The sequence below is a fragment of the Brevibacterium sp. JSBI002 genome (assembly GCF_026013965.1).
Classification (GTDB): domain Bacteria; phylum Actinomycetota; class Actinomycetes; order Actinomycetales; family Brevibacteriaceae; genus Brevibacterium.
Genome location: NZ_CP110341.1, coordinates 1,730,661 through 1,756,955, shown reverse-complemented (window position 1 = coordinate 1,756,955; position 26,295 = coordinate 1,730,661). Strand labels below are relative to the sequence as shown.

26 protein-coding genes, 3 tRNA genes and 1 pseudogene are annotated in these 26,295 nt (G+C 63.9%); 13 read left to right on the top strand and 17 right to left on the bottom strand.

All coding sequences use genetic code 11. The annotated features are described in order from the left end of the window. The first annotated feature begins 71 nt into the window (after positions 1–71). A tRNA-Val gene (locus LJ362_RS08075) sits at positions 72–145 on the top strand. 158 nt (positions 146–303) lie between these two features. Continuing rightward, complete coding sequence (locus tag LJ362_RS08070) at positions 304–894, top strand: DUF2249 domain-containing protein (RefSeq protein WP_264801657.1); 591 nt, start codon at positions 304–306, stop codon at positions 892–894. A 79-nt stretch (positions 895–973) separates the two neighbouring features. Here the strand turns inward: LJ362_RS08070 and LJ362_RS08065 are convergent, their stop codons facing one another. Together LJ362_RS08065 and LJ362_RS08060 are read right to left on the bottom strand one after the other, a co-directional pair. Then, a complete protein-coding gene (locus LJ362_RS08065; RefSeq protein WP_264801656.1) occupies positions 974–1,402 on the bottom strand; it encodes a DUF1801 domain-containing protein in 429 nt (142 codons plus the stop codon). Between the two features lie 17 nt (positions 1,403–1,419). Continuing rightward, on the bottom strand, positions 1,420–1,896 hold the full coding sequence (locus tag LJ362_RS08060) for an Lrp/AsnC family transcriptional regulator (protein WP_264801654.1): 477 nt from the start codon (positions 1,894–1,896) through the stop codon (positions 1,420–1,422). Positions 1,897–2,005: 109 nt separating this feature from the next. On the opposite strand from LJ362_RS08060, the gene LJ362_RS08055 reads away from it, so the two are divergent. Both LJ362_RS08055 and LJ362_RS08050 read left to right on the top strand, forming a co-directional pair. Beyond that, positions 2,006–3,187 carry a trans-sulfuration enzyme family protein gene (locus LJ362_RS08055; RefSeq protein WP_264801652.1) on the top strand — a complete coding sequence of 394 codons (1,182 nt, stop codon included), beginning with the start codon at positions 2,006–2,008 and terminating at the stop codon, positions 3,185–3,187. Between the two features lie 71 nt (positions 3,188–3,258). Beyond that, positions 3,259–3,866, top strand: a pseudogene (locus LJ362_RS08050) (MerR family transcriptional regulator). Between the two features lie 26 nt (positions 3,867–3,892). On the opposite strand, the gene LJ362_RS08045 reads toward LJ362_RS08050, so the two are convergent. The 3 genes from LJ362_RS08045 to LJ362_RS08035 all read right to left on the bottom strand — a co-directional run bounded on the left by LJ362_RS08045 (position 3,893) and on the right by LJ362_RS08035 (position 5,269). Next, entirely contained in the window at positions 3,893–4,297 is a 405-nt protein-coding gene (locus tag LJ362_RS08045; protein ID WP_262776898.1) for an HIT family protein, read from the bottom strand. Between the two features lie 64 nt (positions 4,298–4,361). Continuing rightward, positions 4,362–4,829 carry a redoxin domain-containing protein gene (locus tag LJ362_RS08040; protein ID WP_264801651.1) on the bottom strand — a complete coding sequence of 156 codons (468 nt, stop codon included), beginning with the start codon at positions 4,827–4,829 and terminating at the stop codon, positions 4,362–4,364. Beyond that, complete coding sequence (locus LJ362_RS08035) at positions 4,826–5,269, bottom strand: DUF3052 domain-containing protein (RefSeq protein WP_264801650.1); 444 nt, start codon at positions 5,267–5,269, stop codon at positions 4,826–4,828. Before LJ362_RS08035 ends, LJ362_RS08040 begins: the two co-directional genes overlap by 4 nt. A 294-nt stretch (positions 5,270–5,563) precedes the next feature. Here LJ362_RS08035 and aceE point away from each other — a divergent pair, with 294 nt between their 5' ends. The 6 genes from aceE (at position 5,564) to LJ362_RS08005 (ending at position 13,315) form a co-directional block, all read left to right on the top strand. Beyond that, positions 5,564–8,326: a pyruvate dehydrogenase (acetyl-transferring), homodimeric type gene (aceE, locus tag LJ362_RS08030; protein WP_264801649.1), complete on the top strand. Its 2,763-nt coding sequence runs from the start codon at positions 5,564–5,566 to the stop codon at positions 8,324–8,326. Positions 8,327–8,452: 126 nt separating this feature from the next. Beyond that, the gene (locus LJ362_RS08025; protein ID WP_264801648.1) at positions 8,453–9,673 is read left to right on the top strand and encodes a PucR family transcriptional regulator; all 1,221 of its coding nucleotides are present in this window, start codon (positions 8,453–8,455) and stop codon (positions 9,671–9,673) included. A gap of 34 nt (positions 9,674–9,707) precedes the next feature. Beyond that, entirely contained in the window at positions 9,708–10,613 is a 906-nt protein-coding gene (locus LJ362_RS08020) for an ACP S-malonyltransferase (protein WP_264801647.1), read from the top strand. A gap of 17 nt (positions 10,614–10,630) precedes the next feature. Beyond that, positions 10,631–11,632 (top strand): beta-ketoacyl-ACP synthase III, encoded by a 1,002-nt coding sequence (locus LJ362_RS08015; RefSeq protein WP_264801645.1) that lies wholly within the window; start codon positions 10,631–10,633, stop codon positions 11,630–11,632. Between the two features lie 119 nt (positions 11,633–11,751). Next, positions 11,752–12,003 (top strand): acyl carrier protein, encoded by a 252-nt coding sequence (locus tag LJ362_RS08010; RefSeq protein ID WP_025776743.1) that lies wholly within the window; start codon positions 11,752–11,754, stop codon positions 12,001–12,003. Between the two features lie 67 nt (positions 12,004–12,070). Further along, positions 12,071–13,315, top strand: a complete 1,245-nt coding sequence (locus LJ362_RS08005) for a beta-ketoacyl-[acyl-carrier-protein] synthase family protein (RefSeq protein ID WP_264801644.1) — start codon at positions 12,071–12,073, stop codon at positions 13,313–13,315. A 229-nt stretch (positions 13,316–13,544) separates the two neighbouring features. Here the strand turns inward: LJ362_RS08005 and LJ362_RS08000 are convergent, their stop codons facing one another. Beyond that, positions 13,545–14,036, bottom strand: a complete 492-nt coding sequence (locus LJ362_RS08000) for a DUF3145 domain-containing protein (RefSeq protein WP_264801800.1) — start codon at positions 14,034–14,036, stop codon at positions 13,545–13,547. A 157-nt stretch (positions 14,037–14,193) separates the two neighbouring features. On the opposite strand from LJ362_RS08000, the gene LJ362_RS07995 reads away from it, so the two are divergent. Continuing rightward, complete coding sequence (locus LJ362_RS07995; protein WP_264801643.1) at positions 14,194–14,715, top strand: hypothetical protein; 522 nt, start codon at positions 14,194–14,196, stop codon at positions 14,713–14,715. 74 nt (positions 14,716–14,789) lie between these two features. On the opposite strand, the gene LJ362_RS07990 is transcribed toward LJ362_RS07995, so the two are convergent. From LJ362_RS07990 to LJ362_RS07970, 5 genes are all read right to left on the bottom strand, one after another. Then, positions 14,790–14,863, bottom strand: a tRNA-Ile gene (locus LJ362_RS07990). 92 nt (positions 14,864–14,955) lie between these two features. After that, complete coding sequence (locus tag LJ362_RS07985; RefSeq protein WP_264801642.1) at positions 14,956–16,257, bottom strand: EAL domain-containing protein; 1,302 nt, start codon at positions 16,255–16,257, stop codon at positions 14,956–14,958. 102 nt (positions 16,258–16,359) lie between these two features. Next, on the bottom strand, positions 16,360–17,781 hold the full coding sequence (locus tag LJ362_RS07980) for an MFS transporter (protein WP_413774249.1): 1,422 nt from the start codon (positions 17,779–17,781) through the stop codon (positions 16,360–16,362). Positions 17,782–17,877: 96 nt separating this feature from the next. Beyond that, positions 17,878–18,894: an LLM class flavin-dependent oxidoreductase gene (locus LJ362_RS07975; protein ID WP_264801639.1), complete on the bottom strand. Its 1,017-nt coding sequence runs from the start codon at positions 18,892–18,894 to the stop codon at positions 17,878–17,880. Between the two features lie 227 nt (positions 18,895–19,121). Next, a tRNA-Asn gene (locus tag LJ362_RS07970) sits at positions 19,122–19,194 on the bottom strand. Positions 19,195–19,450: 256 nt separating this feature from the next. On the opposite strand from LJ362_RS07970, the gene LJ362_RS07965 reads away from it, so the two are divergent. Both LJ362_RS07965 and LJ362_RS07960 read left to right on the top strand, forming a co-directional pair. Continuing rightward, the gene (locus LJ362_RS07965) at positions 19,451–20,362 is read left to right on the top strand and encodes a DMT family transporter (protein WP_264801638.1); all 912 of its coding nucleotides are present in this window, start codon (positions 19,451–19,453) and stop codon (positions 20,360–20,362) included. Further along, positions 20,363–21,574 (top strand): glycosyltransferase, encoded by a 1,212-nt coding sequence (locus tag LJ362_RS07960; protein ID WP_413774248.1) that lies wholly within the window; start codon positions 20,363–20,365, stop codon positions 21,572–21,574. It begins immediately after the preceding gene. Between the two features lie 44 nt (positions 21,575–21,618). On the opposite strand, the gene gluQRS is transcribed toward LJ362_RS07960, so the two are convergent. The 6 genes from gluQRS to LJ362_RS07930 all read right to left on the bottom strand — a co-directional run bounded on the left by gluQRS (position 21,619) and on the right by LJ362_RS07930 (position 26,224). After that, positions 21,619–22,557, bottom strand: coding sequence for a tRNA glutamyl-Q(34) synthetase GluQRS (gluQRS, locus tag LJ362_RS07955; protein ID WP_264801636.1), 939 nt, complete (start codon positions 22,555–22,557; stop codon positions 21,619–21,621). After that, the gene (locus LJ362_RS07950) at positions 22,554–22,874 is read right to left on the bottom strand and encodes a GNAT family N-acetyltransferase (protein WP_264801635.1); all 321 of its coding nucleotides are present in this window, start codon (positions 22,872–22,874) and stop codon (positions 22,554–22,556) included. Before LJ362_RS07950 ends, gluQRS begins: the two co-directional genes overlap by 4 nt. A 94-nt stretch (positions 22,875–22,968) precedes the next feature. Beyond that, positions 22,969–23,811, bottom strand: coding sequence for an amino acid ABC transporter permease (locus LJ362_RS07945; RefSeq protein WP_264801634.1), 843 nt, complete (start codon positions 23,809–23,811; stop codon positions 22,969–22,971). Further along, positions 23,808–24,470, bottom strand: coding sequence for an amino acid ABC transporter permease (locus LJ362_RS07940; RefSeq protein WP_264801633.1), 663 nt, complete (start codon positions 24,468–24,470; stop codon positions 23,808–23,810). Before LJ362_RS07940 ends, LJ362_RS07945 begins: the two co-directional genes overlap by 4 nt. A gap of 70 nt (positions 24,471–24,540) precedes the next feature. After that, a complete protein-coding gene (locus LJ362_RS07935; protein ID WP_264801632.1) occupies positions 24,541–25,440 on the bottom strand; it encodes a glutamate ABC transporter substrate-binding protein in 900 nt (299 codons plus the stop codon). Positions 25,441–25,474: 34 nt separating this feature from the next. Continuing rightward, on the bottom strand, positions 25,475–26,224 hold the full coding sequence (locus LJ362_RS07930; RefSeq protein ID WP_413774237.1) for an amino acid ABC transporter ATP-binding protein: 750 nt from the start codon (positions 26,222–26,224) through the stop codon (positions 25,475–25,477). Positions 26,225–26,295: the final 71 nt, after the last annotated feature.

Genomic DNA, 26,295 nt, shown 5'->3' with positions numbered 1-26,295 from the left:
CCCGTTTCGCCGGTCCCCCTCGGATGTGGCATACTGATCAAGCGCTGTCGGAGACATCGACGACGCAGGTGGGGCCTATAGCTCAGTTGGCTAGAGCATCTCGTTTACACCGAGAGGGTCGGGGGTTCGAGTCCCTCTGGGCCCACCGTCAAGGCACCCCGTATCACGGGGTGCCTTTTCCGTTCTCCTGTAGGACTGACCCGAGCGGTCTTTGCCCGGCGCCGCTGGCCGGCCCAGGCCGGCAGTCATCACTCCGGTGATAGTTTCGAGGAGGAACTATCCAAGCGATTGAGAGGGGCAGCCGTGGCAGACGAACCCGTCATCGACGTCCGGTCGATACCGAAACCGGAACGGCATCCGCTCATCATCAGAGCGTATGAAGATCTTGACGTCGGCTCCAGCCTGATCCTCATCAATGACCACTCGCCTGAAGGGCTGCGCGTCGAAATGGACCGCGAGTTCGCCGAGGCGGTCGGGTGGGAGCCGCTGGAGAGCACGCAGGACGGGGTTCGGGTGCGCATCATCCGTCGTGCCGCCACCCCCGCACCACGCATCGTGTTTGATGTCGCCGAGCTTTCGAGCCCGGCTGAGAAGTCCGGGTCCGTCTGGCAGCTGCCGACGCAGCGACGCGACCTCGACGCGAATATCATCGCGCTCGCCCCCGGCGGCGAGATCCGCGAGCACACGGGTCCATCGCTCGACGTGCTCATCCACGTCCTCGCCGGTGCAGGCACCCTCGAGACCGAAACGGGAACGATCGACCTGTCCCCCGGTCAGATCGCGTGGCTGCCCCGTCGTTCTCGTCGTCGTTTCCTGGCCGACACCGTGGCGGGACTGCAGTACTTCTCGATCCACCAGCGCAAACCGGGGCTGAGCATCACCGCGCGCAGCTGAACACTGAGACGTTCTCGGCCAACGATGTCCTTCTGCGATCTCTCGGGCAGGTTCTGTCAGCGGCCGTCAGCGCGAGTGATCAGCTGCCCGGTTCGGGATCATCTGGACGAGCAGCGGCGATCGCAATGAGTCTGCGCAGCACCGCCTCGTCGATGTTCTCCAATCGACGCACGTAGACACACCCGGCCCCCTCGGTGTACTTGCCGAGCTGCGGGAGCAGCTTCGCTCCTTCGGGAAGGTCCTTGAGTCCGTACAGAGAGAGCTGGCTCTTGCGCGGGGAGAATCCCGTGGCCGGCCACTCACCGTGGTTGCGCGGGTTCACGGGCGACCGATAGTGGTACCGGCCGTAGCCGACGATCGAGGGTCCCCACATCACGGGTTCCTCACCGGTGACTTCTCGGAAGATCGCATCGAGAGAGATTCCATCCTCGCGACGCTTCTCGGGAGTCACCGAATCGAGGTATGCGGCGACATCGGCTTCCGTCGGCTGGGTCTTGTTCTCTGCCATGAAGCCAGTATGGCAGTTCAGGTCTCCGAAGGGATCCAGGCGGAACCGTCTTCGACCCGATAGATGAGGTTCGTCCGCGTATGTGCGACAGCGGGAAATCGGGTGAGGTAGTCGAGGACGAAGGACTGCACCGCAGCGGTGTCAGTGGCGACAATATGCAGCAGGTAGTCGTCGGCTCCGGCCATGTGGTACATCCGCACCACCCCCGGGAACTTCGGTGCAGCCGCCGTGAATGCGTCGATCTCGGCCCGATCATGTTTGGCCAGCCGAATCGATACGAGCGCCTGCAGACCGACCCCGAGCGCAGCCGGATCGACGTCGATATGGAGGCCGCGGATGACGCCGAGCGACTTCAGTCTCTTGAGACGCAGGGAGACCGTCGATTCGGAGATCCCGACGGCTGCGGCCAAGACCGCACCTGAGGCCCGGGCATCGGCGTTGAGCTCCTGCAGAAGGCGAAGATCGGTGTCATCGAGTGAGAAGTTCTGCGACATGAGTCACAGTCTCCCATATCTGATCGCAGGCTATCCGGGAAACGGCCGAATACTTGCAGGAGATTGCACATTCCTTGCGCAGACCGGGAGAAGTGTATTGAATGCGCTTATGACTTCTATGCACCCTGATACACGATTGGTTCATGGCGGAATGGACGGCCTCGCGGCCGCAGGCGTCCATGTCCCCGCCATCGACCTCTCCACCACCAACCCGGTCAACGACGTCCGCACGGGAGGAGATTCCTATGAGAGCCTCGCCGGCGGACATCCCCTGAAAGAAGGGGACTCCCCGGTCTACCAACGTCTGTGGCAGCCCGGTGTGGCGCGATTCGAATCCGCGCTCGCCGAATTGGAGAACGCCGAATCCGCCGTCGCCTTCGCCACGGGAATGGCCGCCATGACCGCCGCACTGCTGGCTGCAGTCGAGGCCGGAACACCCCATATCGTCGCCGTCCGTCCCCTCTATGGAGGCAGCGACCACCTGCTTGAGTCGGGGCTCCTCGGTACGTCTGTGACCTGGGCGGAAGAGGACCAGATCGCCGAGGCGATTCGCAAAGACACCGGGCTCGTCATCATCGAGACACCGGCGAACCCCAGCCTCGATCTCGTCGACATCGGCTCGGTCGTCGCCGCCGCGGGAGATGTCCCGGTACTGGTGGACAACACCTTCTGCACCCCTGTGCTCCAACGGCCGATCGATCACGGGGCCGCCCTCGTCCTCCACAGCGCCACGAAATACCTCGGCGGTCACGGCGACGCGATGGGCGGAATCATCGCAACGAACTCCGAATGGACCATGCGTCTGCGCCGGGTCCGCGCCATCACCGGGGCCCTTCTGCACCCGATGGGCGCCTATCTCCTCCATCGTGGGCTGCGGACGCTGGCCGTGCGGATGCGCGCAGCTCAGGACACCGCTGGTGAGCTCGCTCGTCGTCTCCGGACGCGCCCCGAGGTCGCCCGGGTCCACTACCCCGGGCTCGCCGATTCCGATCCGCGCGGGCTGGTCGGTTCCCAGATGCGCGGCGGCGGGGCGATGATCGCCATCGAACTCGCCGGTGGATTCGAAGCGGCTCGCACCTTCGTCGAGCACTGCGACCTCATCGTGCACGCGGTGTCGCTCGGCGGCGCCGATACGCTCATCCAGCACCCTGCCTCACTCACCCACCGGCCCGTAGCGGCGACAGCGAAGCCCGGAGACGGCCTCGTCCGCCTGGCGGTCGGGCTCGAGCATGTCGACGACCTCGCACGCGACCTGTTCACAGCGCTGGACGCAATTCGCGAAGCGGCCTGACACCGCTCACTCGTCGAACTTCTCAAACGGCTCTTGACCTTGACGCTGCGTCAACTTCTGAGCTGTCAGACATGGACTGGTCCATTCAGGAAATCGCACGGCTGACGGGAACGATGAGCCGAACCCTGCGTCATTATGACGCCATCGGTCTGCTGCCGCCGACCTCGATCGCCGCCAACGGCTATCGCTGCTACGACGAAGCGGCTCTGGTGCGCCCCCAGCGCATCCTGCTGCTCAAGGAGCTGGGTCTGCCGTTGACGACGATCGCGGAGGTGCTCGATCGGAGAGACGATCCGGTCGAGGCGCTGTCGCAGCATCTGGTCTCGCTCAGACGCGAGAGAGACAGGCTCGACCGACAGCTCGCCGCCGTCACCGTCACCATCACACGACTGAAAGCCGGTGAGCCGCTCAGGGCTGAAGAGATGTTCGATGGTTTCGACCATCGCGAATACGAAGAGGAAGTGACCAGGCGCTGGGGTGCCGACGCCATATCGAATGGCTGCGGGCAGTCCCGGGCACGCCCGCCACTGATCCCGACGGAGACCTCGCAGGATACGTGCGCGGTCTCGGGCAGATGTATGTCGACGACCCGCGGTTCGGCGCGAACTACGGCGGAACCGCGGGAGCCGAACTCGTCAGGGACTCACCCGACCGCTGCCTCGAGGCCAACGGCCTCTGAGTCGATCTGATCCGAGCAGCACCGGATCAGGACAGTTCGGAGAGCGCCTGCCGAATCTTCTCGGCGGGCGCCTCCAGCTGCTCCGGTGTCTGCATCGGAGCACGGTCGGAGATGTCGAAGTCATCCATGGAGTTCGTCGGCAGGACGTGGATGTGCAGGTGGGGTACTTCGTAGCCGACGATGAGGAGGCCGATCCGCTCGCAGTCGAAGGCAGCTTTCTGGGCTTCTCCGATTCTCTTCGCCACTGCGGTGAGGTGGGCGAGAAGCTCTGCGTCGGCGTCGATCCAGTGAGAGATCTCGTCGCGCGGGACGACCATGACATGGCCCTCTGTCATCGGAGCGACATCGAGGAATGCGACGCACTTGTCATCCTGATGGACGAAGGTGCCGGGGATCTCTCCGTTGATGATCTTCGTGAACAGCGTGGCCATAAGGTGTCCTCCTCAACAGGCGCCGAAGGTGCCGTCGATCGGCTCTTCGGCGGGGGCTCGATTCTCAGAGGCTGGAAAGCGCCACGGCGACATCCTCGGAGAAATCCCGAGTCTCGGAGCGGGCGACCTTCCTGCCACTCACGATCGTACCCGCAGGTGAGATGACGAAGACTCCTCGTTCGGCGACTCCGTGGACCTGATCGAAGACGCCGAACGCGCGAGCCGCTTCACCATGGGGCCAGAAATCCGATGCGAGAGTGACGTCGACTCCCGTCTGCCGGGCCCACGCCGCCAAAGTGTACTTGGAGTCGGTTGAGACGACCACCACGTCGACGGCCCGGGAACCCTTTCGCATCCGTTCCTGCCACTTGTCGAGAGCGGCGAGTTCGTCTCCGCAGATCGGAGAGAAGGCGAACGGAACGAATGCGAGCAAACGAGCGGCAGGTGGGGCCGCCTCGTTGAGGGCGATGACCGACCCGAGATGATCGGGAAGGGTGAGATCCGGGGCCCGATCACCGGGCCGCAGGATCATGAATAGTTCTTCTTGCCCACGAGCCGGAATCCGGCCCAGTCATCGGCGGCGCTGACCGTAGAAGTCACATGCATTCCGGCGGTGGGCGCCGCTTCGGAGATGTCGGCCGGGCTGATGTGTCCCGGACGGTTCGCCTTCGGGCTGAGCAGCCACACGGCTCCGCCCTCCTTCAATGTGGTCTGGGCGTCGACGAGACCGTCGACGAGGTCATCGTCGTCCGACCGCCACCACATGAGGATCACGTCGTAGACGTCATCCTCTTCGCCATCGGCGATCTTGTCTCCGATGATGTTCTCGATCGCCTCGCAGAGTGCCTGATCGACGTCGTCGTCATAGCCGACCTCTTGCACATAGTCGCCCTTTTTCAAACCGAGGTTGTGTCCCAGCTCGTTTGCGAGGGTCGAAGTGGAGGATGTCCTTTCAGAAGCGGAGTTGCTCATGCTCGTATTCTTCCGCCAACAGTGGTCAAGGTGCAAATAATCGGCGCGCCCGCGTGCGGCAAGCGCACTCAAACGGCACTCAAACGGCACACCGGACCGTGAACCTGTCGGCACAGTGTGCAGATGCGTCAGAGAGATCACAACTTCGCGGGAGCGCGAAGTTCGGCTGGGAGTACTAGGCTGACAGGTAGATCGGGTGGCCTCTGGGCTCAGACAACCTGCGGAGCACACACCATCCGATGGTCATGATCTCTACACCAAAGAAGATCGTGGAGCTGAAGAGAGGACCACATCGTGGACAATCGGAATCAGGGCGGGCCCATCCTCAACGGGCTGCCCAGCCAGGTGCCCGACATCGACCCGGAGGAGACCGCCGAATGGCTGGCCTCCCTCGATGGCCTCATCGACGAGGGCGGTCGGACTCGAGCACGCTATGTCATGCTGCGCATGCTCGAGCGCTCTCGCCAGAAGCAGATCGGCGTGCCCAGCCTCACCGCCACCGACTACGTCAACACCATCGGCCCGGAGAACGAACCCTGGTTCCCCGGAGACGAAGAGGTCGAACGCCGCTACCGTCGCTGGAACCGCTGGAATGCCGCCATGCTCGTCCACCGCGCCCAGCGTCCCGGGGTCGAGGTCGGCGGCCACATCTCCACCTACGCCTCCTCGGCGACCCTCTACGAGGTCGGCCTCAATCACTTCTTCCGCGGCAAGGACCATCCAGGCGGCGGCGACCACATCTTCTATCAGGGCCATGCCTCCCCCGGCATGTATGCCCGTGCCTATCTCGAGGGCCGGATGAGCGCCGAACAGCTCGACGGCTTCCGCCAGCAGCAATCGCACTTCATCGACGGCAAGCCGCAGGGACTGCCGTCCTACCCCCACCCGCACCAGCTGCCCGACTTCTGGGAGCATCCGACGGTGTCGATGGGTCTGGGACCGATGAATGCGATCGCGCAGGCACAGTTCGACAAGTATCTGCACAATCGAGGGATCAAGGACACCTCCCAGCAGCAGACCTGGGCTTTCCTCGGTGACGGCGAGCTCGACGAGCCGGAGAGCCGCGGCATGCTCCACGTCGCTGCCTTCGAAGAGCTCGACAACCTCAATTTCGTCATCAACTGCAACCTGCAGCGTCTCGACGGACCCGTCCGCGGCAACGGCAAGATCATGCAGGAACTCGAGTCGTACTTCCGCGGTGCCGGCTGGAACGTCATCAAGGTCGTCTGGGGACGCGAGTGGGACGCGCTGCTGGCCAAGGACCGCGACGGCGCGCTCGTCAACCTCATGAATGCCACCCCCGACGGCGATTACCAGACCTACAAGGGTGAGTCCGGCGGCTTCGTGCGCGACAACTTCTTCGGCCGCGACCCGCGGACGAAGGCGATGGTCGAGGACTACAGCGACGAGCAGATCTGGAACCTCAAGCGCGGCGGGCATGACTACCGAAAGGTCTTCGCCGCCTACAAGGCCGCGATGGAGCACACCGGACAGCCCACCGTGATCCTCGTCAAGACGGTCAAGGGCTACTCGCTCGGACCGCACTTCGAGGCCCGCAACGCCACGCACCAGATGAAGAAGCTCACGGTCGACGATCTCAAGCTCGCCCGCGACCACTTCCAGATCCCGATCTCGGACAAGGAGCTCGAGGACAATCCGAAGCTGCCTCCGTACTACCACCCGGGCGTCGACGCACCCGAGATCAAGTACATGCAGGAGCGCCGCGCGGAGCTCGGCGGCTACTCCCCCGAGCGTCGGTCGACCCATATCGATCTCAAGATGCCCTCGGACAAGGCCTACCAGGCCGGTCGTCGTGGATCAGGCAAGCAGGAGATCGCCACCACGATGGGCTTCGTGCGCGTGCTCAAAGACCTCATGCGGGAGAAGGAGTTCGGCCACCGGATCGTGCCGATCATCCCCGATGAGGCTCGCACCTTCGGCATGGACTCGTTCTTCCCCACAGCGAAGATCTACAATCCGCACGGGCAGAACTACATCTCCGTCGACCGCGACCTGTTCCTCGCCTACAAGGAGGCCACGGACGGTCAACTGCTCCACGTCGGCATCAACGAGGCCGGGGCGACCGCGGCGCTGACTGCGGTCGGCACCTCGTATGCCACCCACGGTGAGCCGATGATCCCGTTCTACATCTTCTACTCGATGTTCGGCTTCCAACGCACCGGTGACTTCTTCTGGGCCGCCGGTGACCAGATGGCTCGCGGCTTCGTCCTCGGCGCCACCGCGGGACGCACCACTCTGGTGGCCGAGGGCCTCCAGCACGGCGACGGACATTCGCACGTGCTGGCGTCGACCTACCCGTCCGTGGTCTCCTATGACCCGGCCTACAGCTATGAGATCGCGCATATCGTCAAGGACGGCATCCAACGGATGTACGATCCCGCCGATGAGCGAGACCCTGACGTGCTCTACTACATCACGATGTACAACGAGCCCATGGTCCAGCCGCCCGAACCGGAGGATCTCGACGTCGAAGGCGTGCTCAAGGGTCTCTACCTCCTGAAGAAGGGACCAGACAACGGCGGGCCGAAGGTTCAGCTGATGGCCTCAGGTGTCGGTGTGCCGTGGGTGCTCGAGGCTCAGGAGCTGCTTGATCAGGACTGGGGCGTCTCGGCCGATGTGTGGTCGGTGACGTCGTGGACCGAGCTGCGCCGTGACGGACTCGACGCCGAGAACGAGCGTCTGAAGAACCCCGAATCCGAACCGCGGACTCCGTATGTCACCGAGAAGATGGCCGAGACCGAGGGCCCGGTCATTGCGACCTCGGATTATATGCGCGCAGTGCCGGATCAGATCCGTCAGTACGTGCCCAGCCACTTCACCTCGCTGGGGACCGACGGATACGGAATCTCGGACACCCGTCCCGCGGCACGTCGCTACTACCTGGTCGATGGTCCTTCCGTGGTCACGCAGGCGCTCATCTCGCTGGCCGATACCGGGAAGATCTCGATCGACAAGGCCGCCGAGGCGGCTGAGAAGTACCAGCTCAACGATGTCCGTGCCGGCAACTCGGGTTCAACCGAGGGAGCAGGCGCCTGAACTCGCCCGCAAGCTGAAAGCGAATATGGCCGGAGTCTCCAAGACTCCGGCCATGTTTGTCGCCTTTTTCGACTCTTTGTATGTCGCTGACAACCGGATTGTTCCGATTCATCTAAACTCGTGCTCATGATGTCTGATGCCGAGACCTTGCGCCGTCGTGCCGAAACCGCCCGCAGACTGCGCGCCGGAGTCGGCGTCCTGTCATCGGTGACTCTGCAGCGGCTGGAGGCTCAGCTGCCCTGGTACCGCTCGATGTCGTCGTCAGACCGCTCCTGGGTGGGGCTGCTCGCCCAATCGGGCATCTCCTCGTTCGTCGATTGGTACCGCAAGCCCGATACGAATCTGCGCGTGGTCTCCGACATCTTCAAAACCGCGCCACGCGACCTCATCCGGGCCATCAGCCTGCAGCAGACCCTGCAGCTGCTCAAGATCGTCGTCGAGGTCGTCGAGGAACGCGTTCCGGACATCGCTCGTCCCGTCGAGCAACCGGCGCTGCGCGAGGCCGTGCTCATCTACTCCCGGGAGATCGCGTTCGCCGCGGCCGATGTCTACGCCCGGGCCGCAGAGGCCAGAGGCAGCTGGGACGCGCGACTCGAGGCGATGGTCGTCGACGCTCTCGTCCGCGGAGACTCCGTCGACGAACTCGCCAGCCGGACCGCTGCCTTCGGCTGGCAGTCAGAGGGCCCCGTGTGCGTCATCGTCGGCCGCGCCCCGCAGCGCTCGGCGAAGAAGGGATTGGACGGCATCCGCCGTAAGGCCAGTCGGTGGGCCGATGACGCGCTTGTGGGCATCCACGACAACCGTCTGCTCATCGTCCTCGGCGGCGTGACGGAACTCGACGATGCCGTCGAGGACCTCTCGGACTGCTTCGGACCCTCCGAAGTCATCGTCGGACCGGCAGTGCCGGGACTTGCCGAAGCGGCCACCTCGGCGAAGGCGGCGATCCGCGCGCTCAAGGCCGCGACCGCCCGCCCCGACTCCCCCCGCCCGGTGAAAGCCGATGATCTTCTGCCCGAACGCGCTCTGTCCGGGGACCAGATCGCCTTGACCGAACTCATCGAACGCTATTACGAACCGCTGACCTCGGGAACGGGCCAGCTGCTGAAGACCGTGAGCGCCTATGTCGAATTCGGGTCCTCGCTCGAAGCCACGGCCAAGGCACTGTCCGTGCATCCGAATACTGTGCGCTACCGACTGCGGAAGATCACCGACGCCATCGGGCTCGATCCGACGACATCGCGTGATGCCTTCGTCATCCACATCGCCTTGGTGTATGGGCGACTGTCCGAGGACGGCGTATTGTCGAACAGCGACAAATCTCACCGAGATCGGTCCAGTGTCCATTAGATTGAACAACGGAACCCAACGAAAAGAGAACTGAGTGCTTGCAATCACCTGTCCGGGCCAGGGAGCCCAGAAGACCGGTTTCCTGAGTTCGTTCCTCGAACTCGACACCTTCTCGGCACAGATCGACGAACTCTCGACAGCCTCGGGAATCGATCTGCGTCTGCACGGAACCGAATCCGATGACGAGACGATCAAGGACACTGCGGTGGCACAGCCTCTGCTCGTCGCCTCCGCCATCGCCTGCGCCGCCGAGCTCGGCGTCAGCCCTGCCGTCGTCGCCGGCCACTCCGTGGGTGAGATTGCGGCCGCACAGATCGCAGGCATCTTCACCCCGGCCGACGCCATGGCCTTCGTCAAGGTCCGTGCCGATGGAATGGCCGCCGCTGCCGCCGCCACTCCGACCGGCATGTCCGCCGTGGTCGGCGGCCAGCCCGAGGATGTTCTCGCCGCGATCGAGGCCGCCGGAGCCAGCCCTGCCAATGTCAACGGTGGGGGCCAGACCGTGGCCGCAGGCTCTCTCGAGGCGCTCGAGGCCCTGGCTGAGAACCCGCCTGAGCGGGCTCGGGTCATCCCGCTGGCAGTGGCCGGCGCCTTCCACACCGAGTTCATGGCTGCCGCCACCGCCGATCTCGCTGCCGCCGCCTCGGCGATGGAGGTCTCCGACCCTGTCGTCTCGATCCTCAGCAACTCCGACGGCACTGCGGTCGAGGCCGGTCGCGAGTATGTCGACCGTCTGGTCAAGCAGGTCACGAACCCGGTGCGCTGGGATCTGTGCCAGGAGACCCTGCTGAGCTCCGGCGTCACCGGAATGATCGAACTCGTCCCCGGCGGCACACTCGCCGGGATCGCTCGACGTGCCATGAAGGGCGTGGAGACATTCGCCATCAAGTCAGCCGCCGACCTCGACGGCGCGCGTGAGTTCGCGGCAGCCCACGCCTGAGAATCGAAGGAAGACCAATGCCTACACTCAAGACAGCCGAACTCGGCACTTTCTCCCGCATCGCCGGGATCGGCGCCTACCGAGCTGAGAACCTCGTCACCAATGACGATATCGCCGGTCCGATCAACTCCTCGGACGAGTGGATCCGTCAGCGCACGGGCATCATCACCCGGCGTCGGGCCAGCAAGGACGTCGGCGTGCTCGACATGTGCGAGGAAGCCGCGCTGGAGGCCATCGCCTCGTCCGGCCTGAAGCCTGAGGACATCGGCGGAATCATCATCTCCACCGTCACCTTCGAGTACTTCACCCCGTCTGCGGCGGCGGCTCTCACCGCTCGACTGGGCACCGGCCCGATCCCGGCCTGGGACATCAGCGCCGCCTGCGCCGGGTACTGCTACGGAATCTCCCAGGCCGATGCCCTGGTGCGGGCCGGAACCATGGACAACGTGCTGGTCATCGGTGCCGAGAAGCTCTCCGAGGTCATCGACCCCGAGGATCGGTCGATCTCGTTCATCCTCGGTGATGGCGCAGGCGCAGTGGTGGTGACCTCGGCCGATGAGCCGGGAATCTCGAAGACCGTGTGGGGTTCGAAGGGCGAGAACTGGTCGACCATCCGGATGACCGATTCGCTCTACGACATCCGCGATGACCGCGACCTGCCGTTCCCGACCCTGCGTCAGGACGGACCCACCGTCTTCCGCTGGGCCGTGTGGGACGGCGCCGAGGTGGCCAAGGAGGCTCTCGCTGCTTCCGGCATCGAGGCCGAGGATCTCGCTGCCTTCATCCCGCACCAGGCGAACATGCGCATCATCGACGAGCTCGCCAAGCAGCTGAAGCTCCCCGAATCCGTTGTCATCGCACGTGACATCGCCGACAACGGGAACACCTCGGCGGCGTCGATCCCACTGGCCACCGAACGGCTCCTGCGGGAACAGCCCGAACTCAGCGGCGGCCTCGCCCTGCAGATGGGCTTCGGCGCGGGCCTCGTCTACGGTGCTCAGGTCGTGCGCCTGCCCTGAAACACACCCATTCACGGAAAACTCTCCGTGAATGTCCTAAGATATTCGGCGGGACACTCGTCGAAAAGTTCCTCAAACGGTCGAAAAACCCTCGACCGAAATCAGAAAGTAGGAAAGAAATGGCATTCACCGAAGCTGAAGTCCTCGCTGGGCTGGCAGAGATCGTCAACGAAGAGACCGGCCTGGCTGTCGAAGCAGTCGAAGCCGACAAGTCGTTCACCGATGACCTCGACATCGACTCCATCTCGATGATGACCATCGTCGTCAACGCTGAGAAGAAGTTCGGCGTGAAGATCCCCGATGACGACGTCAAGGACCTCGTCACCGTTCAGGACGCTGTCGACTACATCAACAAGGCTCAGGAAGCCTGACGCACAGCAGCCGAACACGGCCCGTCCACAGACGGGCCGTGTCCACACTATCGACGAGGTTTGTACCATGACATCTAAAGTTGTCGTCACCGGAATCGGTGCGGTAACCCCCTTGGGCGCGACTGTCGATGCCACTTGGGAAGCCATTCTGGCCGGTCAGTCCGGCGTCCACACAATGGACAACGATTGGTCAGAGAAGTACGGCCTCGCCGTGGACTTCGCAGCGCAGGTCGACCCACAGGTCGTGCCCGACAATCTCAAACGGGTCCAGGCCAAACGCCTCGATCCTTCGAGCCAGTTCGCTCTCATCTCTGCTCGTGAAGCCATGGCCGATGCCGGTCTCGAGGAGACCGATCCGGAACGCACCGCCGTCTCCTGGGCCACCGGAATCGGCGGAGTCTGGACTCTGCTCGACGCCTGGGACACCCTGCAGGAGGAAGGCCCGCGCCGGGTCATGCCCCTGACAGTTCCCATGCTCATGCCCAACGGACCTGCAGCCGCTATCGGCATGGAATTCAAGGCTCGTGCCGGCGTGCAGACCCTGGTCTCCGCCTGCGCCTCATCGACCGAGAGCCTCGGCCACGCCTATGACGTTCTCGCTTCGGGCAAGGCCGACATCATCATCGCCGGCGGTTCGGAAGCAGCGATCCACCCGATCACTCTTGCCGCGTTCAATTCGATGCAGGCGCTGTCGCGTCGCACGGATTCGCCCGAGACCGCTTCGCGTCCCTATGACGTCGACCGCGACGGCTTCGTCATGGGCGAAGGTGCGGGCACGCTCATCCTCGAGACCGAGGAGCATGCGAAGGCTCGTGGAGCGAAGATCTACGCCGAGGTGGCCAGCTGGGGCATCTCGAACGACGCCTACCACATCACCGGCGGAGAGCCGGAGGGCAAGCACGCGCTGGCCGCCATGCAGCAGGCACTCGACGCCGGCGGGTTGACCGCCGCCGAAATCAAGCACGTCAACGCCCATGCCACGTCGACTCCTATCGGAGACATCCCGGAATCGCTGGCCATCAGCGAACTCCTCGGTGACAACGTCTCCGATGCACTGGTCTCGGCCACGAAGTCGATGACCGGACACCTCCTCGGAGGTACGGGTGCCGTGGAGGCGATCCTCACGGTCAAGGCGCTGCAGACTCGCACCGCTCCCCCGACCATCAACGTCGACGAAGTCGACCCGAAGGTCAAAGGGATCAACATCGTCCGTGACACTCCTGCGGATCTGCCTGTCGGCGATATCGCAGCGATCACGAACTCGTTCGGCTTCGGTGGTCATAACGCCGTCGTCGCGTTCCGCTCAGTCTGAGGTCCTGAGCGAACTCAGACAGCTCTACGGCCCACTCTGAGTCGGATAGCACGGTTTTGAAACTGTGCTGTTCAGCTCAGAGTGGGCCGTTGGCGTTCCTGGCGGTATGCGGGGTCACGCGCGGGGACATGCGAAATGGGCACACCCGAGGTAGGAAGGTGTGCCCATCGGCATTTGTGAACGTCCGAACTCTCGCGGCTGACTGCAGTTCGGCGGTGAAGGGAGCGGCTCAGCCGACCTTCGTCAGCCAGCGCACCGGTGCGCCTTCACCTGCGTGGCGGAACGCGTCGAGTTCCTCGTCCCACGCCTCACCGAGGGCGCTCGCCATCTCCGAGGAGAACTTCGTCGGGTCCCCGGCAGCGCGTTCCATCACGGAGCGAATGCGGTCCTCAGGGACGAGGATATTGCCGGCCGTATCGGTGACAGCGTGGTAGATGCCCAGATCGGGTGTGTGGCTCCATCGACCGCCGTCGACTCCGGCCGAGGGCTCCTCGGTGACTTCATAGCGGAGCGAATCCCAGCCGCGCAGTGCGGATGCGATGCGAGCTCCGGAGCCTGCGGGCGCGCGCCAGCAGACTTCTGCGCGCACGAGGCCTGGTGCTGCCGGCTGGGGTGTCCAGTCGAAGCGTGCCTGTGCGCCGATGGCCCCGCCCGCTGCCCACTCGATGTGAGGGCACAGCGCACGAGGTGCTGAGTGGACGAAGAGTACGCCCTGAGTCATATCCATTTCTGCCTCCTACCTCGATACGTCTTCCCCTACGATCCGAAAGGAGGTGCTGACCACATGATAGTCGATGTTCGGCGTGCAGCCAAGCACCAAAAATGCTGGTGGGGTCGGGTGTCTATGCCGAGCTGATCACCGACGTTAGGCTGGCCCCATGACCGAGGCTCATATGCCCGACGAACGACCGCCGCGGACCATCCGCATGTTCCCCGACTATGCATGTTCGGTGCTGTGGATCCGCGATCCCATCAACTACCTGAAATCAGGGCTGTCCACTGGCCTCGTCGCGGAGCTGCAGGCGTGGGAACAGTCCTACTATGACTCGCTCAACGATGAGATCGACTGGGTTTCCGATGCGGCAGCGCGCGCATTCACCGAGGAGGGCGTTCGTCTCGCACGATTGGTCTCTGCCGAAGTGGGTCCGCAATTCGTCGTGAGGTTCTCATCGTACGAGACCGGCGCGGAGACAGTGTATTCGCGGGCTGAGCAAGCCACCGAGAACTCGAATGCGGAATCCGCCTTCACAAGCCTGTTCGACGAAGTGGACGAAGATGACCGTCGGATCGCCGAACCTGTCAGAAGCAGTCCTGATGGAGGTTGGCTCGCGTATGCGCCACTGTCCGACACCGTCTTCACACCGAACAGGCAGACTGAGAACGCGCCAGAGGAGGACTGACGACGTGCCGTCCGCTCGTCGGCAACTGATCAGGCGAGTAAGACGGTCGTCCGAACCGGTTCGATGGTTCGCGGTGCCCCCGGTCGGACTTGAACCGACGGCCAAGGAATTATGAGTTCCCTGCTCTAACCAGCTGAGCTACAGGGGCCAGCCGAGACAACATTAGCACCATCGGAGTCCGCTTCCCCATTCGGATCACACGTGCGTTCTGCGGAGTCGAGACACCCGGACTCGCGCTGCTCAGGCGCGCAGGTTCGCTGTTGCGGTAAGAGGTGCGACGCGAGTGAGAACGCTGCGTGCGGCGTCGACGCATGTGTAGCGGTCGGTCGTGATGTAGACATCGAAGACGGTCTGTCCGTCGCTGCCCGGGTCGTTGCGCTTCGACGCGGCAACCATGCCCGACCAGTCCGGCCCGACCACAACGACGCCGTGTTCGTTGCGGATGGGATCGGACGCATCGACGAGTCCGGTGCGCACTCCGGGAATCGGCGGTCCGTCGAAGCCGCCGGAGAACATCGCCGTGAGCCCCACAGTGTCCCGGATCTTCTCGTACCGGAGTCGCGTCGCCTCGGAGAATTCGTCGTCCTCCCCGAACACGCCGAGGGTGATGGTTGCGGTACCCGATGCCAGAGCGCGCTCTTCCAAGGCAGCGATCTGAGCGACGAGCAGTTCGCGGTTCATCACCAGAGGCTCCCGCCGCAGTCCCTGAGAGATCGAATACGGGGTGCCCAGTGCCGGCAGATTGCGAGAGTAGTGAGAGACGAGGGCGTCCTCGCTCGGCTCGGAGAACGCCTGCGGCTGCTTCGTGGCCTCACCGAAGTAGGGTCCGGACATGAACCGCGCCCCGAGCGCACGCACACGGTCCAGATCGTCTTCGGTCTCGACACCGTCGGCGAGGATGACCGCACCGGTGCGTTCGAGATGGGCGTGGAGAAGACGGTTGAGTTCGGCAAGATGAGAGTCGCAGTCGATGCGCAGAACGTCCGGGTGGAGTCCGACCACCGAAGGATTGACCAGCGGGACGAAGGCGGTGCTGCGCAGGTCGGCACCCACAGAAGACATGCCCACTCCCCAGCCCATGGCGCGTGCCGACCGCACCGAGCGCAGCACGGAGGCCGGGGACGAGGCGACCCGGGTAGCGTCGAGCTGGAGGATGACCGAGCGGTCGGGTTCTCCGGTACGGTCCTCGAGGGTCGCAAAAGACTCAGCTTCGGCATGGAGGAACAGGCGGTTCGACTTCGGCAGTCCGGCACCTTCTGCCGTGCGCAGCGCGGAGTCACGCAGAGAGGCGTCGATATCACCCGTGATCGTCGAGACGCGCATGGCGTGACGCAGGTTCTCTGACTCGGCACGACCCAGCTCCGGGGAACCCGTGGGAGCCTGCAGAATCTGGTGGCCGACCCGCTGGAAAGTCAGTGCGTCGACGACAGGGGCGAAAAAGGTTTCTATCCCGCCCGAGCGCACGAGTTCCTCGAGCTCCAGCTCGTCATCGGGTACGGCCTCGACCACTGTGGTTCCTTCCATGGGCTGATGTGCGTTCATAGTCTTCCACATTCGGACACAGCGGATTGTCTAAAATCCGTAACATTATTGCGCTGACAGCTGACGATTGCCTGACTCGGCCGGGCGCGGCGCGAGCGGCACTCAAGCCCGGCGGGGGCCGCCTCGGCGAACCTCGATGAGACCGACGATACCGGCGAGGATGACGATGACGGCGATCGCGACGAACGCCCCCATCATCCCCCAATGCCAATTGCTCACCGCGGTGATCGAGAACGCCAGCGCGGTCATGATCGCCAGCCCCATCGAAGTGCCGATGCGCTGCCCGGTCTGGAGCACTCCTCCCGAGGACCCGGCGTACCTCAGGGGGACCTCCTGCAGGGTGAGAGTCTGATTGGGGCTGATGACCATGCCCTGCGCGGAGCCGATGAACGCCAGGGTCAGCAGCATCCACCACTCGCTGCCGATGCCCTGGGACAGCAGCGCGACGACGGCGATCGTGGCCACCAGACCGACGAGGCACAGCGCGATCCCCCAGACAACGAGGCGGCGTCCGATCTGGAAGACGAACCGTCCGGACACATCGGCTGAGACCGCCGAGCACAGCGCGGCAGGCAGACCGATCATTCCCGCGGCCAAGGCGGTGTGTCCCAGCCCCTGCTGCATGTACATGGCGACGAGGACCCAGACGCTGGTGACGCCGAGGAAGTAGAGGGCGATGATGATCGAACCGTTGCTGAAGCTGCGGATGCGGAAGAGATCGAGATCGACCATCGGGGGACGGCCCAGACGCGCGTACCGACGTTCCCACCGGGCCCACACCCAGACCATGCCGATGCCGATCGGCAGGGACAGCCAGATGAACCAGCCCAGCGATGATTCGACGAACGGCAGGAGGATCAGGAGGACGCCGACGCCGAGGAGGATGACCCCCACAGGGTCGAGATCCTTGCCGCCGTCGGAGTTCTTCGCGTCCTGGTCGACGGCAGGTCGCCATGCGCCGGCAGGCAGCCAGACCCGGGCGAGAATGAGGGAGGCGATGGCGAAGGGAACATTGACCAGGAAGGTCGCTCTCCAGCCGAGGTCGCTGCCGAAGGCCGCGATGAGGGCACCGCCGAGCACAGGGCCGATAGCCACTGACAAACCGACGGTGGTGCCCATCAGCCCGAATGCACGACCGCGCGGCGGCCCCTGGAAGTACTGCTGCAGCAGACCCACGACCTGCGGGTTGAGGAATCCGGAGCCAAGCCCCATGGCCACTCGGGAGATGTTGAGCGTCAGCGGATCAGGGGCGATTCCGGCCACCAGCGAGGACAGTCCGAACAGACCGACTCCGATGACGAACAGCTGTCCGCGTCCGAAGACGTCTCCGGCACGTCCGGCGGCGACGAGGACCACGCCGAAGGACAGCGCATAACCGGTGAGCACCCATTGCAGCGCCGAAGTGGAAGCGTCGATATCAGCAGCGATCGAGGGCAGGACGACGTTGATGCTGGACACCGACAGCAGGGACATGAAGAGGGGAACGAGGCCGATGAGGAGGATGCGCTTCTGCGTCTGCGTCATCTTCGTGCTCTCGCTCACGCGGCCCCCTCATTTTCATCGTCTCTGGCTCGTCTCATCCTACGTTCATGCAGTCCGGTTCGACCCCGCGTCTCAGCATTATCCGGCAGGAACCCAGCCCAGCGCCGGCGCGACGTGCTTGGCAAAGGACTCGAGGATATGCAGGTTGTAGTCGGCTCCGAGCTGACTGGGGATGGTGAGCATGAGGGTGTCGGCTGCCGCGATCGCCGGGTCGGACTTGAGCTCGTCGATCAGCTTGTCCGGTTCACCCGCGTAGGTACGGCCGAACGTCGAGCGAGTGTCGTCGATGATGCCGATCTGGTCACCTTCGCCGGCCCCACGCCGACCGAAATAGAGGTCGTCGAGGTCGGAGGTGATCGGGAAGACGCTGCGGCTGACGGACACTCTCGGAGCCCATCCGTGCCCCGCGGCGCTCCACGCCTGACGATACCTGGCGATCTGCTCGGCCTGCAGGTCTCCGAATGCCGCGCCGGTCGCCTCGGTGAGCAGAGTCGAACTCATCAGGTTGACACCCTGCTTTGCCGCCCATTCGGCAGTGGAAGCGGATCCAGCTCCCCACCAGATGCGGCGTTCAAGGCCAGGGGAATGCGGTTCGATGCGCAGGCGCTTCCCCGGACCGAACTGCTGCGGATCGGCCGGGGCAAGTTCCTCGCCGCGGATGGCCCGGAGGAACCGATCGAACTTCTCCCTGGCCATGTTCGCGGCCTTCGTCTCGGTGGGATCCTCGTAGCCGAAGGCTTCCCAACCGCGCAGGGCCGGTTCCGGGGATCCGCGACTGATGCCCAGCGCCACTCGCTGGTCGGAGAGCAGATCGAGGGCGGCGGCCTCCTCGGCGAGATAGAGCGGGTTCTCATATCTCATGTCGATGACCCCGGTACCGACCTCGATGTTGCTGGTCTTCGCGGCGATCGTCGACAGCAGCGGAATGGGAGAGGCCGCCTGGGTCGCGAAATGGTGGACTCGGAAGTAGGCACCGTTGACGCCGAGCTCGTCGGCACCGACGGAGATCTCCATCGCATCGCGCAGCATCCGCCCGGCGTCGAGGTCGCCAGAGTTGTCGTAGTGACCGAAACTGAGGAATCCGAAAGACTTCATGCCCGAAGAACTCGCCGCGTGCAGAGCCTATTCCCCATACACGTCGACGACACCGAGCGCGGTGGCAGGTGTCGTTCAAGGCGTAACACGGATATCCGAACGTCCACGGGTCGACAGACGCGCTGGGGCTTGATCGAGCAGGTGAGGCGCGCACCGCCGCGAGACAGCTGTGACAAAAGCGGCAAGGAACGACGAAGGCCCCGTCCTAACGGACGGGGCCTTGGCTGCTCCCCCGGCTGGGCTCGAACCAGCGACCCTTCGATTAACAGTCGAATGCTCTGCCAACTGAGCTACGGAGGAATGCCGCAGTTTCCTGCGGACGTGTGTTCCAGCTTAGCAAATCCCCTGGCCGGCGAACAAAACCGTGACGAGTGCTTTAGCTCACAGCCTTGAGGGTGCCTCGGCCGCGCCGCTGTGGGTTTCCCCACCTGTCGCCGCAGGGTTGCCTTACAGTCAGCACAAACACAGTCTGCGGCCATCTTCGCCGCCGCCCCGCGCGATAGACTCGAAGCGATCCGCTCCCCACATCCACACCGTCGACACCGGAAGACTCATCGTGACCATAGTGGCAATCGCCCTCGCCGTCCTCGCGGCCGTGGCACTGGCCTATGGCGCCTTGTATCAGCACGATGCGGTCGCCGGGCAGGATGCCTCCCACAACGGACTCAGCTGGGCCCATTTCGCCGAGCTGCTGCGCAATCGTCGGTGGCTGCTCGGGCTGATCATCCTCGGAGTGGGAACGGCGGGCAATTTCGTGGCCCTGGCGCTGGCTCCGGTGATGGTCGTGCAGCCGATCGGGGCGTTCTCACTCATCGTCTCGGTGCTGCTCGGCGTCCGCCACCGCGGGCTCAAGGTCAACAGGCGACTCGTCCAGTCAGTCGTCTGGTGCACCGCCGGGGTGACGCTCTTCGTCGCGCTCTCGGCGACGACGGCACAGTCGGAGGTCCACCTCGGAGCCGATGCGATGCCGCTGTTCTGGATCACTGCCGTCGCCGTGGCGGTCGGCCTGGTGATCGTGGTGGTCTTCCGCCACGCCCCTCAGCTCGTGCTCATCATCGCCGCCGGCCTGCTGTTCGCCTGTGTGGCGACGAACGCTCACCTGGTCAGCGTCCAGTTCCTCCAGGCCGGGCTCGATCAGGTCACCTGGATCAATGTCGCAGCGCTTCTGGCGGCCGTGGCACTGGGGTCCCTGTTCGTCCAGAATTCCTATGCCGCTGGCCCCCCGGAGATGGTCATCGCCGGCCTGACCGTCATCGACCCGATCGGCGCCGTCATCCTCGGCACCGTCGTCCTCGGCGAGGCGGCCCACTCCCCCGTCTGGCTCATCATCCTCATCTCGCTCACCGGATTGGTCGCCTGCGCGGCCGTCGTTGTATTGTCGCGGTATCATCCCGATGTCAGAGATCGAGAAGCTCAGCGCCGGAACGCCCGCCGTTCCGGCACCATGACCGACACCGAGGAGAGCTGAATCCTGTCTGCGCACCGTCCCACCCCGAAACGCCGCATCCTCATCCCGGCGGAGACGTACGCCCCCGAAGTCAACGGTGCCGCGAAATTCGCCGAACGGTTGGCCGAAGGTCTCGCCGCTCGCGGAAATGATGTCCACGTCGCCTGCCCCTCGGCCACGGGCAAACCCTCGGTCAGTGTCGAGAACGGGGTCACCGTCCACCGACTCACCGCCCACAGGTGGCCGCTGCACCCGACGTGGATGATCTGCATGCCGTGGGAGACGAAGCCCGAGCTCTCACGGCTCCTCGACAGCGTCCGCCCCGATGTCGTGCATACTCAGGCGCACTTCGTCATCGGCCGCTATGCGTTCTCCGAGTCGATCAGGCGCGGAATCCCTGTCGTGGCCACGAACCATTTCATGCCCGACAACGTCCGCCCCTATCTCAAAGCTCCGAAGGCCGTTCTCGACGGCGGCACCGCCATCGCCTGGTGGGACCTGCGCCGGAAGTTCCAGTCCGCCGATTTCATCACGGTTCCGACGCAGCTGGCCGCCGATCTGCTCACCGAGAACGGGTTCTCCTCGCCCATCAGGGCAGTGTCCTGCGGGATCGATCTGGAACGCTTTGCCCATCTGCGCGAACTCGACTGCGCCGCGTCGCGTGCCGTTCCCCCACGTGTTCTCTTCGTCGGTCGGCTCTCCTCGGAGAAGCATGCCTCCGACATCGTCGAGGCCGTGGCCAAGACCGATCCCGCGCTGGGGCTCGAAGCCGATATCGTCGGCGGCGGTGACCAGGAGGAGCCGCTGAAGCAGCTGGCTGCCGAACTCGGCATCGCCGATCGTGTGCATGTGCTCGGGAAGATCAGTGACAAGGCGCTCATGGAGGCGTACCAGCGCTGCACCTTCTTCTGCATGCCGTCGACCGCCGAGCTGCAGTCCATCGCTACGCTGGAGGCACTGGCGTCGCGCAAACCTGTGGTCCTCGCCGATGCTGTGGCCCTGCCGCACCTCGTCCGCGACGAAGTCAACGGGTACCTGTTTCCGCCGCGCGACACCGATGCGCTGGCGGACCGCTTCACCCGCATCTGCCGGATGCCCGATGATGAACTCGATGCCATGTCGAAGGCGTCGCTCGATGTCGTGGCCAAACACGATATCGAATACACCCTCGACACCTTCGAAGCGATCTACGACGACGTCATCCGAGACGCCGTCGACTCTTCCGCAGCCTGATGAAGCATCGGCCTGACGAGGAAACGGCCTGAGCGGAATCGGCCCTAGGAGCCCGCAGGCGGGATGAAGACCGTCGGCGTCGTCGCCATCCGAGCGAAGTCGATGTCCCTGACCATATCGTCGACGGATCTCCACGGGGCACCGTCTCCGTCGAATCCCAGTGACTGCTGCATCCAGGCGAAGACGTCTTCATTGGTCCAGCCGAGGCCGCGCAGCTGCTGATAGGTCACCGCTCCATCGCGTTTGGCCAGCCGCTGACCACTGTCGTTGAGCACCAGTGGAACATGCACCCAGTCCGGTTCGGGCAGACCAAGCAGCCGTGCCAGGTACGCCTGCCGGGGTGCCGAAGAAGCGAGATCGTCGCCGCGCAGGATCTCGTCGATTCCGGTCGCTGCATCATCGACGACGACGGTGAGATTGTAGGCGAAGACACCGTCACCTCGCCGCAGCACGAGATCGTCGACGACGGCCTCCACCCGGCCCAGCAGCACATCGTCGATGCTGTGGACTCGGTTGTCCGCGCGCAGACGCAGCGCCGGGCGCCGATTGCTCGCTTCGAGCCTCAGTCGGGCGGACTCGCGCTCTTCTTCCCCGAGGCGGCGACAGGTCCCCGGGTACGCCCCGGGTGGTGCGTGCGGTGCGCTCGGGGCCTGAGCGATGTCCTTGCGTGAGCAATAGCATTCGTAGACGAGTCCGTCCGCCTCCAGCCTCGCAATCGCGGCGGCGTATTCGGCAGTGCGTTCGGATTGGACCAGAGGAGCTTCGTCTGGGTCGACGCCGAGTTCGGCGAAGACCTGAAGCTGTGAGTCGGCCGCTCCGGCCTTCACCCGATCGAGGTCTTCGATCCGCCACACGAACCGCCGGCCCGTCTGCCGGGCACGCACATAGCTGAGCAGTCCGGAGCGGATATTGCCGATGTGGAGGTCACCGCTCGGGCTCGGAGCGAAACGGCCCGCTCCGCCGCCTTGCTGTCTCTCCGTCACTGAGGGGACACGAGATCGCCGTACTGCGGGAACCGCTCGAGGTAGTCCTGGACGTACGAACAGGTCGGCACGATGGTCGACCCGTCGGCCCGGATGAGGTCGAGCACCTGGGTGACAAGGGTACGGGCGAAGCCTCGTCGGGAGAAGCCTTCGGAGATGATCGTGTGCTGGAGTTCCAGAGTGTGGTCATCGATGACCTGGTAGGCGAGGAACCCGATGAACTCTCCCGGGGTCTCATCGGTGAACAGCTCGTACCGTTCGCGGTCGATGTTCTTCACCATTCGAACCGGTGTGGGGCTGAGTTGAGGCTGTGGCATTGATGCACTCCTTCATGGCCGACTCCTATGTGAACGATACATGGTCGAACAGGGCCAGGTCGCTGTCGACCGGGCCCTGTTCGCAACCGGGGAATCAGTCGATGATCTTCGAGGTCAGAGCATCCGCCTCGGTATCGGCGGTCGTCTTTCGCTGGAGTCGGGATTCGAGCCAGCGGGCGAACCCGGCGACGATCATGTTGATGATGATGAACAGGAGTGCCCCGACGATGAACGTCGGCAACAGGTTGTTGTACTCTCGCCCGATGAGGTTCACCTGGTAGAGCAGATCCTGATACGTGACGATGAAGCCCAGAGCCGAATCCTTCAGGAGCACGACGATCTGAGCGATGATCGTCGGCATCATCGCTCGCAGCGCCTGCGGCATGAGCACCAGACTCATCACCTGTCCCGAGCGCAGCCCGATCGCCATGGCCGCTTCACGCTGCCCGGTGGGGACGGCGAGGATGCCTGCACGGATGATCTCGGCCAGCACCATTCCGTTGTAGAGGGTCAGGCCGAAGACGACCGACCAGAAGGAACCGATCTCGTTGCCGAACAGAAGGAACATCGCAAAGATCAGCAGCAGGACGGGAACTCCGCGGAAGAACTCGAGAACGATCGTTCCGGGAACGGAGACGACCCTCTTGTTCGACAGCCGCAGGAGAGCGAAGACGACACCGACGACCATCGCAAGCACCGATGCGACAACGGCGACCTTGAGGGTGGCGAGCATTCCCTGGAAGAGCACCATCTGGATCTGCGCGAAGGTGAAGGGGTACCACTTCGCGGGTTCGAGCTGACCGGCATCGGCGAACTTCCAGACCACGAAGGCCGCAAGTGCCAAGAGCACGATCAGAGACACGATCGAGAGGATGATGTTGTTCCGGCGCGCCTTCGGGCCCGGTTCGTCGAACAGAACTTGTGTCGGTGCGCTCATCGCAGAATCACCAGCTTCTTCTCCAGGTAGTCGAAGACACGGCCGAGCAGCAGAGCCAGGACCAGGTAGGCCAAGGCGGTGCCGAACAGGATCGGAATGACGAGGTCACCACGGACCTCGATGGCGTTGCGCATCGCGGAGATGAGCTCTCGGTTGTTGAACGCCGAGGCGATCGATGTGTTCTTGAGCATCGCGATGATCACGCTGCCCAGGGGCGGAATCACCGTGCGGAAAGCCTGCGGCAGGATCACTTCGCCCAGAGTCTGACCGAACCTCAGACCGACCGCTCGGGCGGCTTCGGCCTGACCGACGGGAATCGTCGAGATTCCCGACTTCAGAGTCTCCGCAACGAAGCAAGCCGTGTAGGCGATGAGAGCGATCGTCGCGTACACGAAGGAGTTGAATGAGCTCGTCGCACCGAATCGGATGTCGAGGAACGGCAGTCCGAACGCGCAGAAGAACATCACCAGGGTCAGCGGAGTGTTCCGGACGACGTTGATGTACGTCGATGCCGCGATCCGCAGCACCGGGGTCGGCGAGACCCGCATGGCAGCCAGCACCGTGCCGAGAATCATGGATCCGATCAAGGCGATGGTGAAGAGTTTGATCGTTCCCCACGCACCGGAGAGGAACATCTGGAGAAGCTCCAGGAAATCCATAGCAGATTCCTTAATCGATGCGAGGGCACCGCTGACGGTGCCCTCGCATCATGTCAATCTGTGGACTGGGTCAGTAGCGGTCGACTTTGGGCATGTCGACATCATCGGTGGAGCCGAGGGTGTATTCGAAGGCCTTCTTCCAGTCACCGTCGTCCATGCCCTTCTCCAGAGCATCGTTGACTGCGTCGCGCAGTGCATCGTCGCCCTTGGGCAGACCGACACCGTAGGGCTCCTCGGTGAAGGGCTTGCCGACGACCTTGAACTCGCCCTCATACTGCTTGGCGTAGCCACGCAGGATCGCATCGTCCGTGGTCACCGCATCGACGGATCCCGACTGCAGGTCGGTCACGCACTTCGAGTAGGCATCGTAGGTGACGAGCTCGGCCTTCTTGTACTTCTCCTTGATGTTCTGTGCCGGGGTCGAACCGTCGACGGAGCAGACCTTCTTCCCTGCGAGGTCATCGGGTCCGGTGATGTCGGAGTCCTCGGCCACGAGGAGGTCCTGGCCGGCCACGTAGTAGGGTCCTGCGAAGTCGACGACCTTCTTGCGCTCGTCGTTGATCGTATAGGTCGCCACGACCATATCGACGTTGCCCTGCTGGAGGAACGGCTCGCGGTTGGCCGAAACGGTCTCCGTGTACTTGATGTGGTCCGGCTTGAAGCCGAGCTGGGCGGCGACCATCTTCGCGATCTCGATATCGAAGCCCTCGGGCTCCTTCGAACCGGCCTTGACGTTGCCGAGTCCCGGCTGGTCCTTCTTCACGCCGATGGTGATCTCGCCGGCGTCCTTCGCAGCCTTCCAGGTCTTCGAGTCAGCAACGTCCGCGCTGTCATTGACCTTGTATTCGGGTGCTTCGGCCTGGGCGCCATCACCTTCGGCCGGAGCATCTGGGGTTCCGCCCTGGCCGCAGCCGCTGAGCGCCAACATGCCGATGGCCACCGAGGCGACCGCGAGTCTGAGCTTCTTCATTGTCTCTCCTTGTGAGTGAGGTGGTGCGGTGGTTTCAGTTCGTCAGGATCTTCGACAGGAAGTCCTTGGCCCGCCCGCTCTGCGGATTGGTGAAGAACTCCTCGGGCTCGGCGACTTCGACGATCTCCCCGTCGGCCATGAACACGACGCGGTGTGCCGCTTTGCGGGCGAAGCCCATCTCGTGGGTGACCACGACCATCGTCATGCCCTCCTCGGCGAGCCCGACCATGACGTCGAGGACTTCGTTGATCATCTCCGGGTCGAGCGCCGAGGTGGGCTCGTCGAAGAGCATCACCTTCGGTTTCATCGCCAGCGATCGAGCGATCGCGACGCGCTGCTGCTGTCCGCCGGACAGCTGTGCGGGATATTTGTCGGCCTGGTGCGCGACTCCGACGCGTTCGAGCAGGGCCATGGCCTGCTTGTCCGCTTCGGACTTCGACAGCTTCCTCACCTTGATCGGGCCGAGCGTGACGTTTTCGAGGATCGTCTTGTGGGCGAACAGGTTGAACGCCTGGAAGACCATGCCCACGTCCGAGCGCAGCTGGGCCAGTGCCGCACCTTCAGCTGGCAGCTCCTTGCCGTCGATGGTGATGCTGCCCGAGGTGATCGTCTCGAGACGGTTGATCGTCCGGCACAGGGTCGATTTGCCCGATCCTGACGGGCCGATGACGACAACGACCTCGCGTTCGGCGATGTCGAGGTTGACATTCTTCAATGCGTGGAAATCGCCGTAGTGCTTTTCGACGTTCGTCAGCGACACCAATGGCTGTGATTCAGCTCTCATGAACAATGATCCTAGTGAATTCGGGCACACAAGAGAAACTCATGCCCGGTCGGGTTCGAACTGCAACCGAC

Excerpts from the sequence above, each read along its gene's own strand:
- LJ362_RS08065 (WP_264801656.1), bottom strand. The coding sequence starts at position 1,402 with ATGGCAGAGAACAAGACCCAGCCGACGGAAGCCGATGTCGCCGCATAC.
- LJ362_RS08060 (WP_264801654.1), bottom strand. The coding sequence starts at position 1,896 with ATGTCGCAGAACTTCTCACTCGATGACACCGATCTTCGCCTTCTGCAG.
- LJ362_RS08055 (WP_264801652.1), top strand. The coding sequence starts at position 2,006 with ATGACTTCTATGCACCCTGATACACGATTGGTTCATGGCGGAATGGAC.
- LJ362_RS08045 (WP_262776898.1), bottom strand. The coding sequence starts at position 4,297 with ATGGCCACGCTGTTCACGAAGATCATCAACGGAGAGATCCCCGGCACC.
- LJ362_RS08040 (WP_264801651.1), bottom strand. The coding sequence starts at position 4,829 with ATGATCCTGCGGCCCGGTGATCGGGCCCCGGATCTCACCCTTCCCGAT.
- LJ362_RS08035 (WP_264801650.1), bottom strand. The coding sequence starts at position 5,269 with ATGAGCAACTCCGCTTCTGAAAGGACATCCTCCACTTCGACCCTCGCA.
- LJ362_RS08025 (WP_264801648.1), top strand. The coding sequence starts at position 8,453 with ATGATGTCTGATGCCGAGACCTTGCGCCGTCGTGCCGAAACCGCCCGC.
- LJ362_RS08015 (WP_264801645.1), top strand. The coding sequence starts at position 10,631 with ATGCCTACACTCAAGACAGCCGAACTCGGCACTTTCTCCCGCATCGCC.
- LJ362_RS08010 (WP_025776743.1), top strand. The coding sequence starts at position 11,752 with ATGGCATTCACCGAAGCTGAAGTCCTCGCTGGGCTGGCAGAGATCGTC.
- LJ362_RS08005 (WP_264801644.1), top strand. The coding sequence starts at position 12,071 with ATGACATCTAAAGTTGTCGTCACCGGAATCGGTGCGGTAACCCCCTTG.
- LJ362_RS08000 (WP_264801800.1), bottom strand. The coding sequence starts at position 14,036 with ATGACTCAGGGCGTACTCTTCGTCCACTCAGCACCTCGTGCGCTGTGC.
- LJ362_RS07995 (WP_264801643.1), top strand. The coding sequence starts at position 14,194 with ATGACCGAGGCTCATATGCCCGACGAACGACCGCCGCGGACCATCCGC.
- LJ362_RS07985 (WP_264801642.1), bottom strand. The coding sequence starts at position 16,257 with ATGAACGCACATCAGCCCATGGAAGGAACCACAGTGGTCGAGGCCGTA.
- LJ362_RS07980 (WP_413774249.1), bottom strand. The coding sequence starts at position 17,781 with ATGACGCAGACGCAGAAGCGCATCCTCCTCATCGGCCTCGTTCCCCTC.
- LJ362_RS07975 (WP_264801639.1), bottom strand. The coding sequence starts at position 18,894 with ATGAAGTCTTTCGGATTCCTCAGTTTCGGTCACTACGACAACTCTGGC.
- LJ362_RS07950 (WP_264801635.1), bottom strand. The coding sequence starts at position 22,874 with ATGCCACAGCCTCAACTCAGCCCCACACCGGTTCGAATGGTGAAGAAC.
- LJ362_RS07945 (WP_264801634.1), bottom strand. The coding sequence starts at position 23,811 with ATGAGCGCACCGACACAAGTTCTGTTCGACGAACCGGGCCCGAAGGCG.
- LJ362_RS07940 (WP_264801633.1), bottom strand. The coding sequence starts at position 24,470 with ATGGATTTCCTGGAGCTTCTCCAGATGTTCCTCTCCGGTGCGTGGGGA.
- LJ362_RS07935 (WP_264801632.1), bottom strand. The coding sequence starts at position 25,440 with ATGAAGAAGCTCAGACTCGCGGTCGCCTCGGTGGCCATCGGCATGTTG.
- LJ362_RS07930 (WP_413774237.1), bottom strand. The coding sequence starts at position 26,224 with ATGAGAGCTGAATCACAGCCATTGGTGTCGCTGACGAACGTCGAAAAG.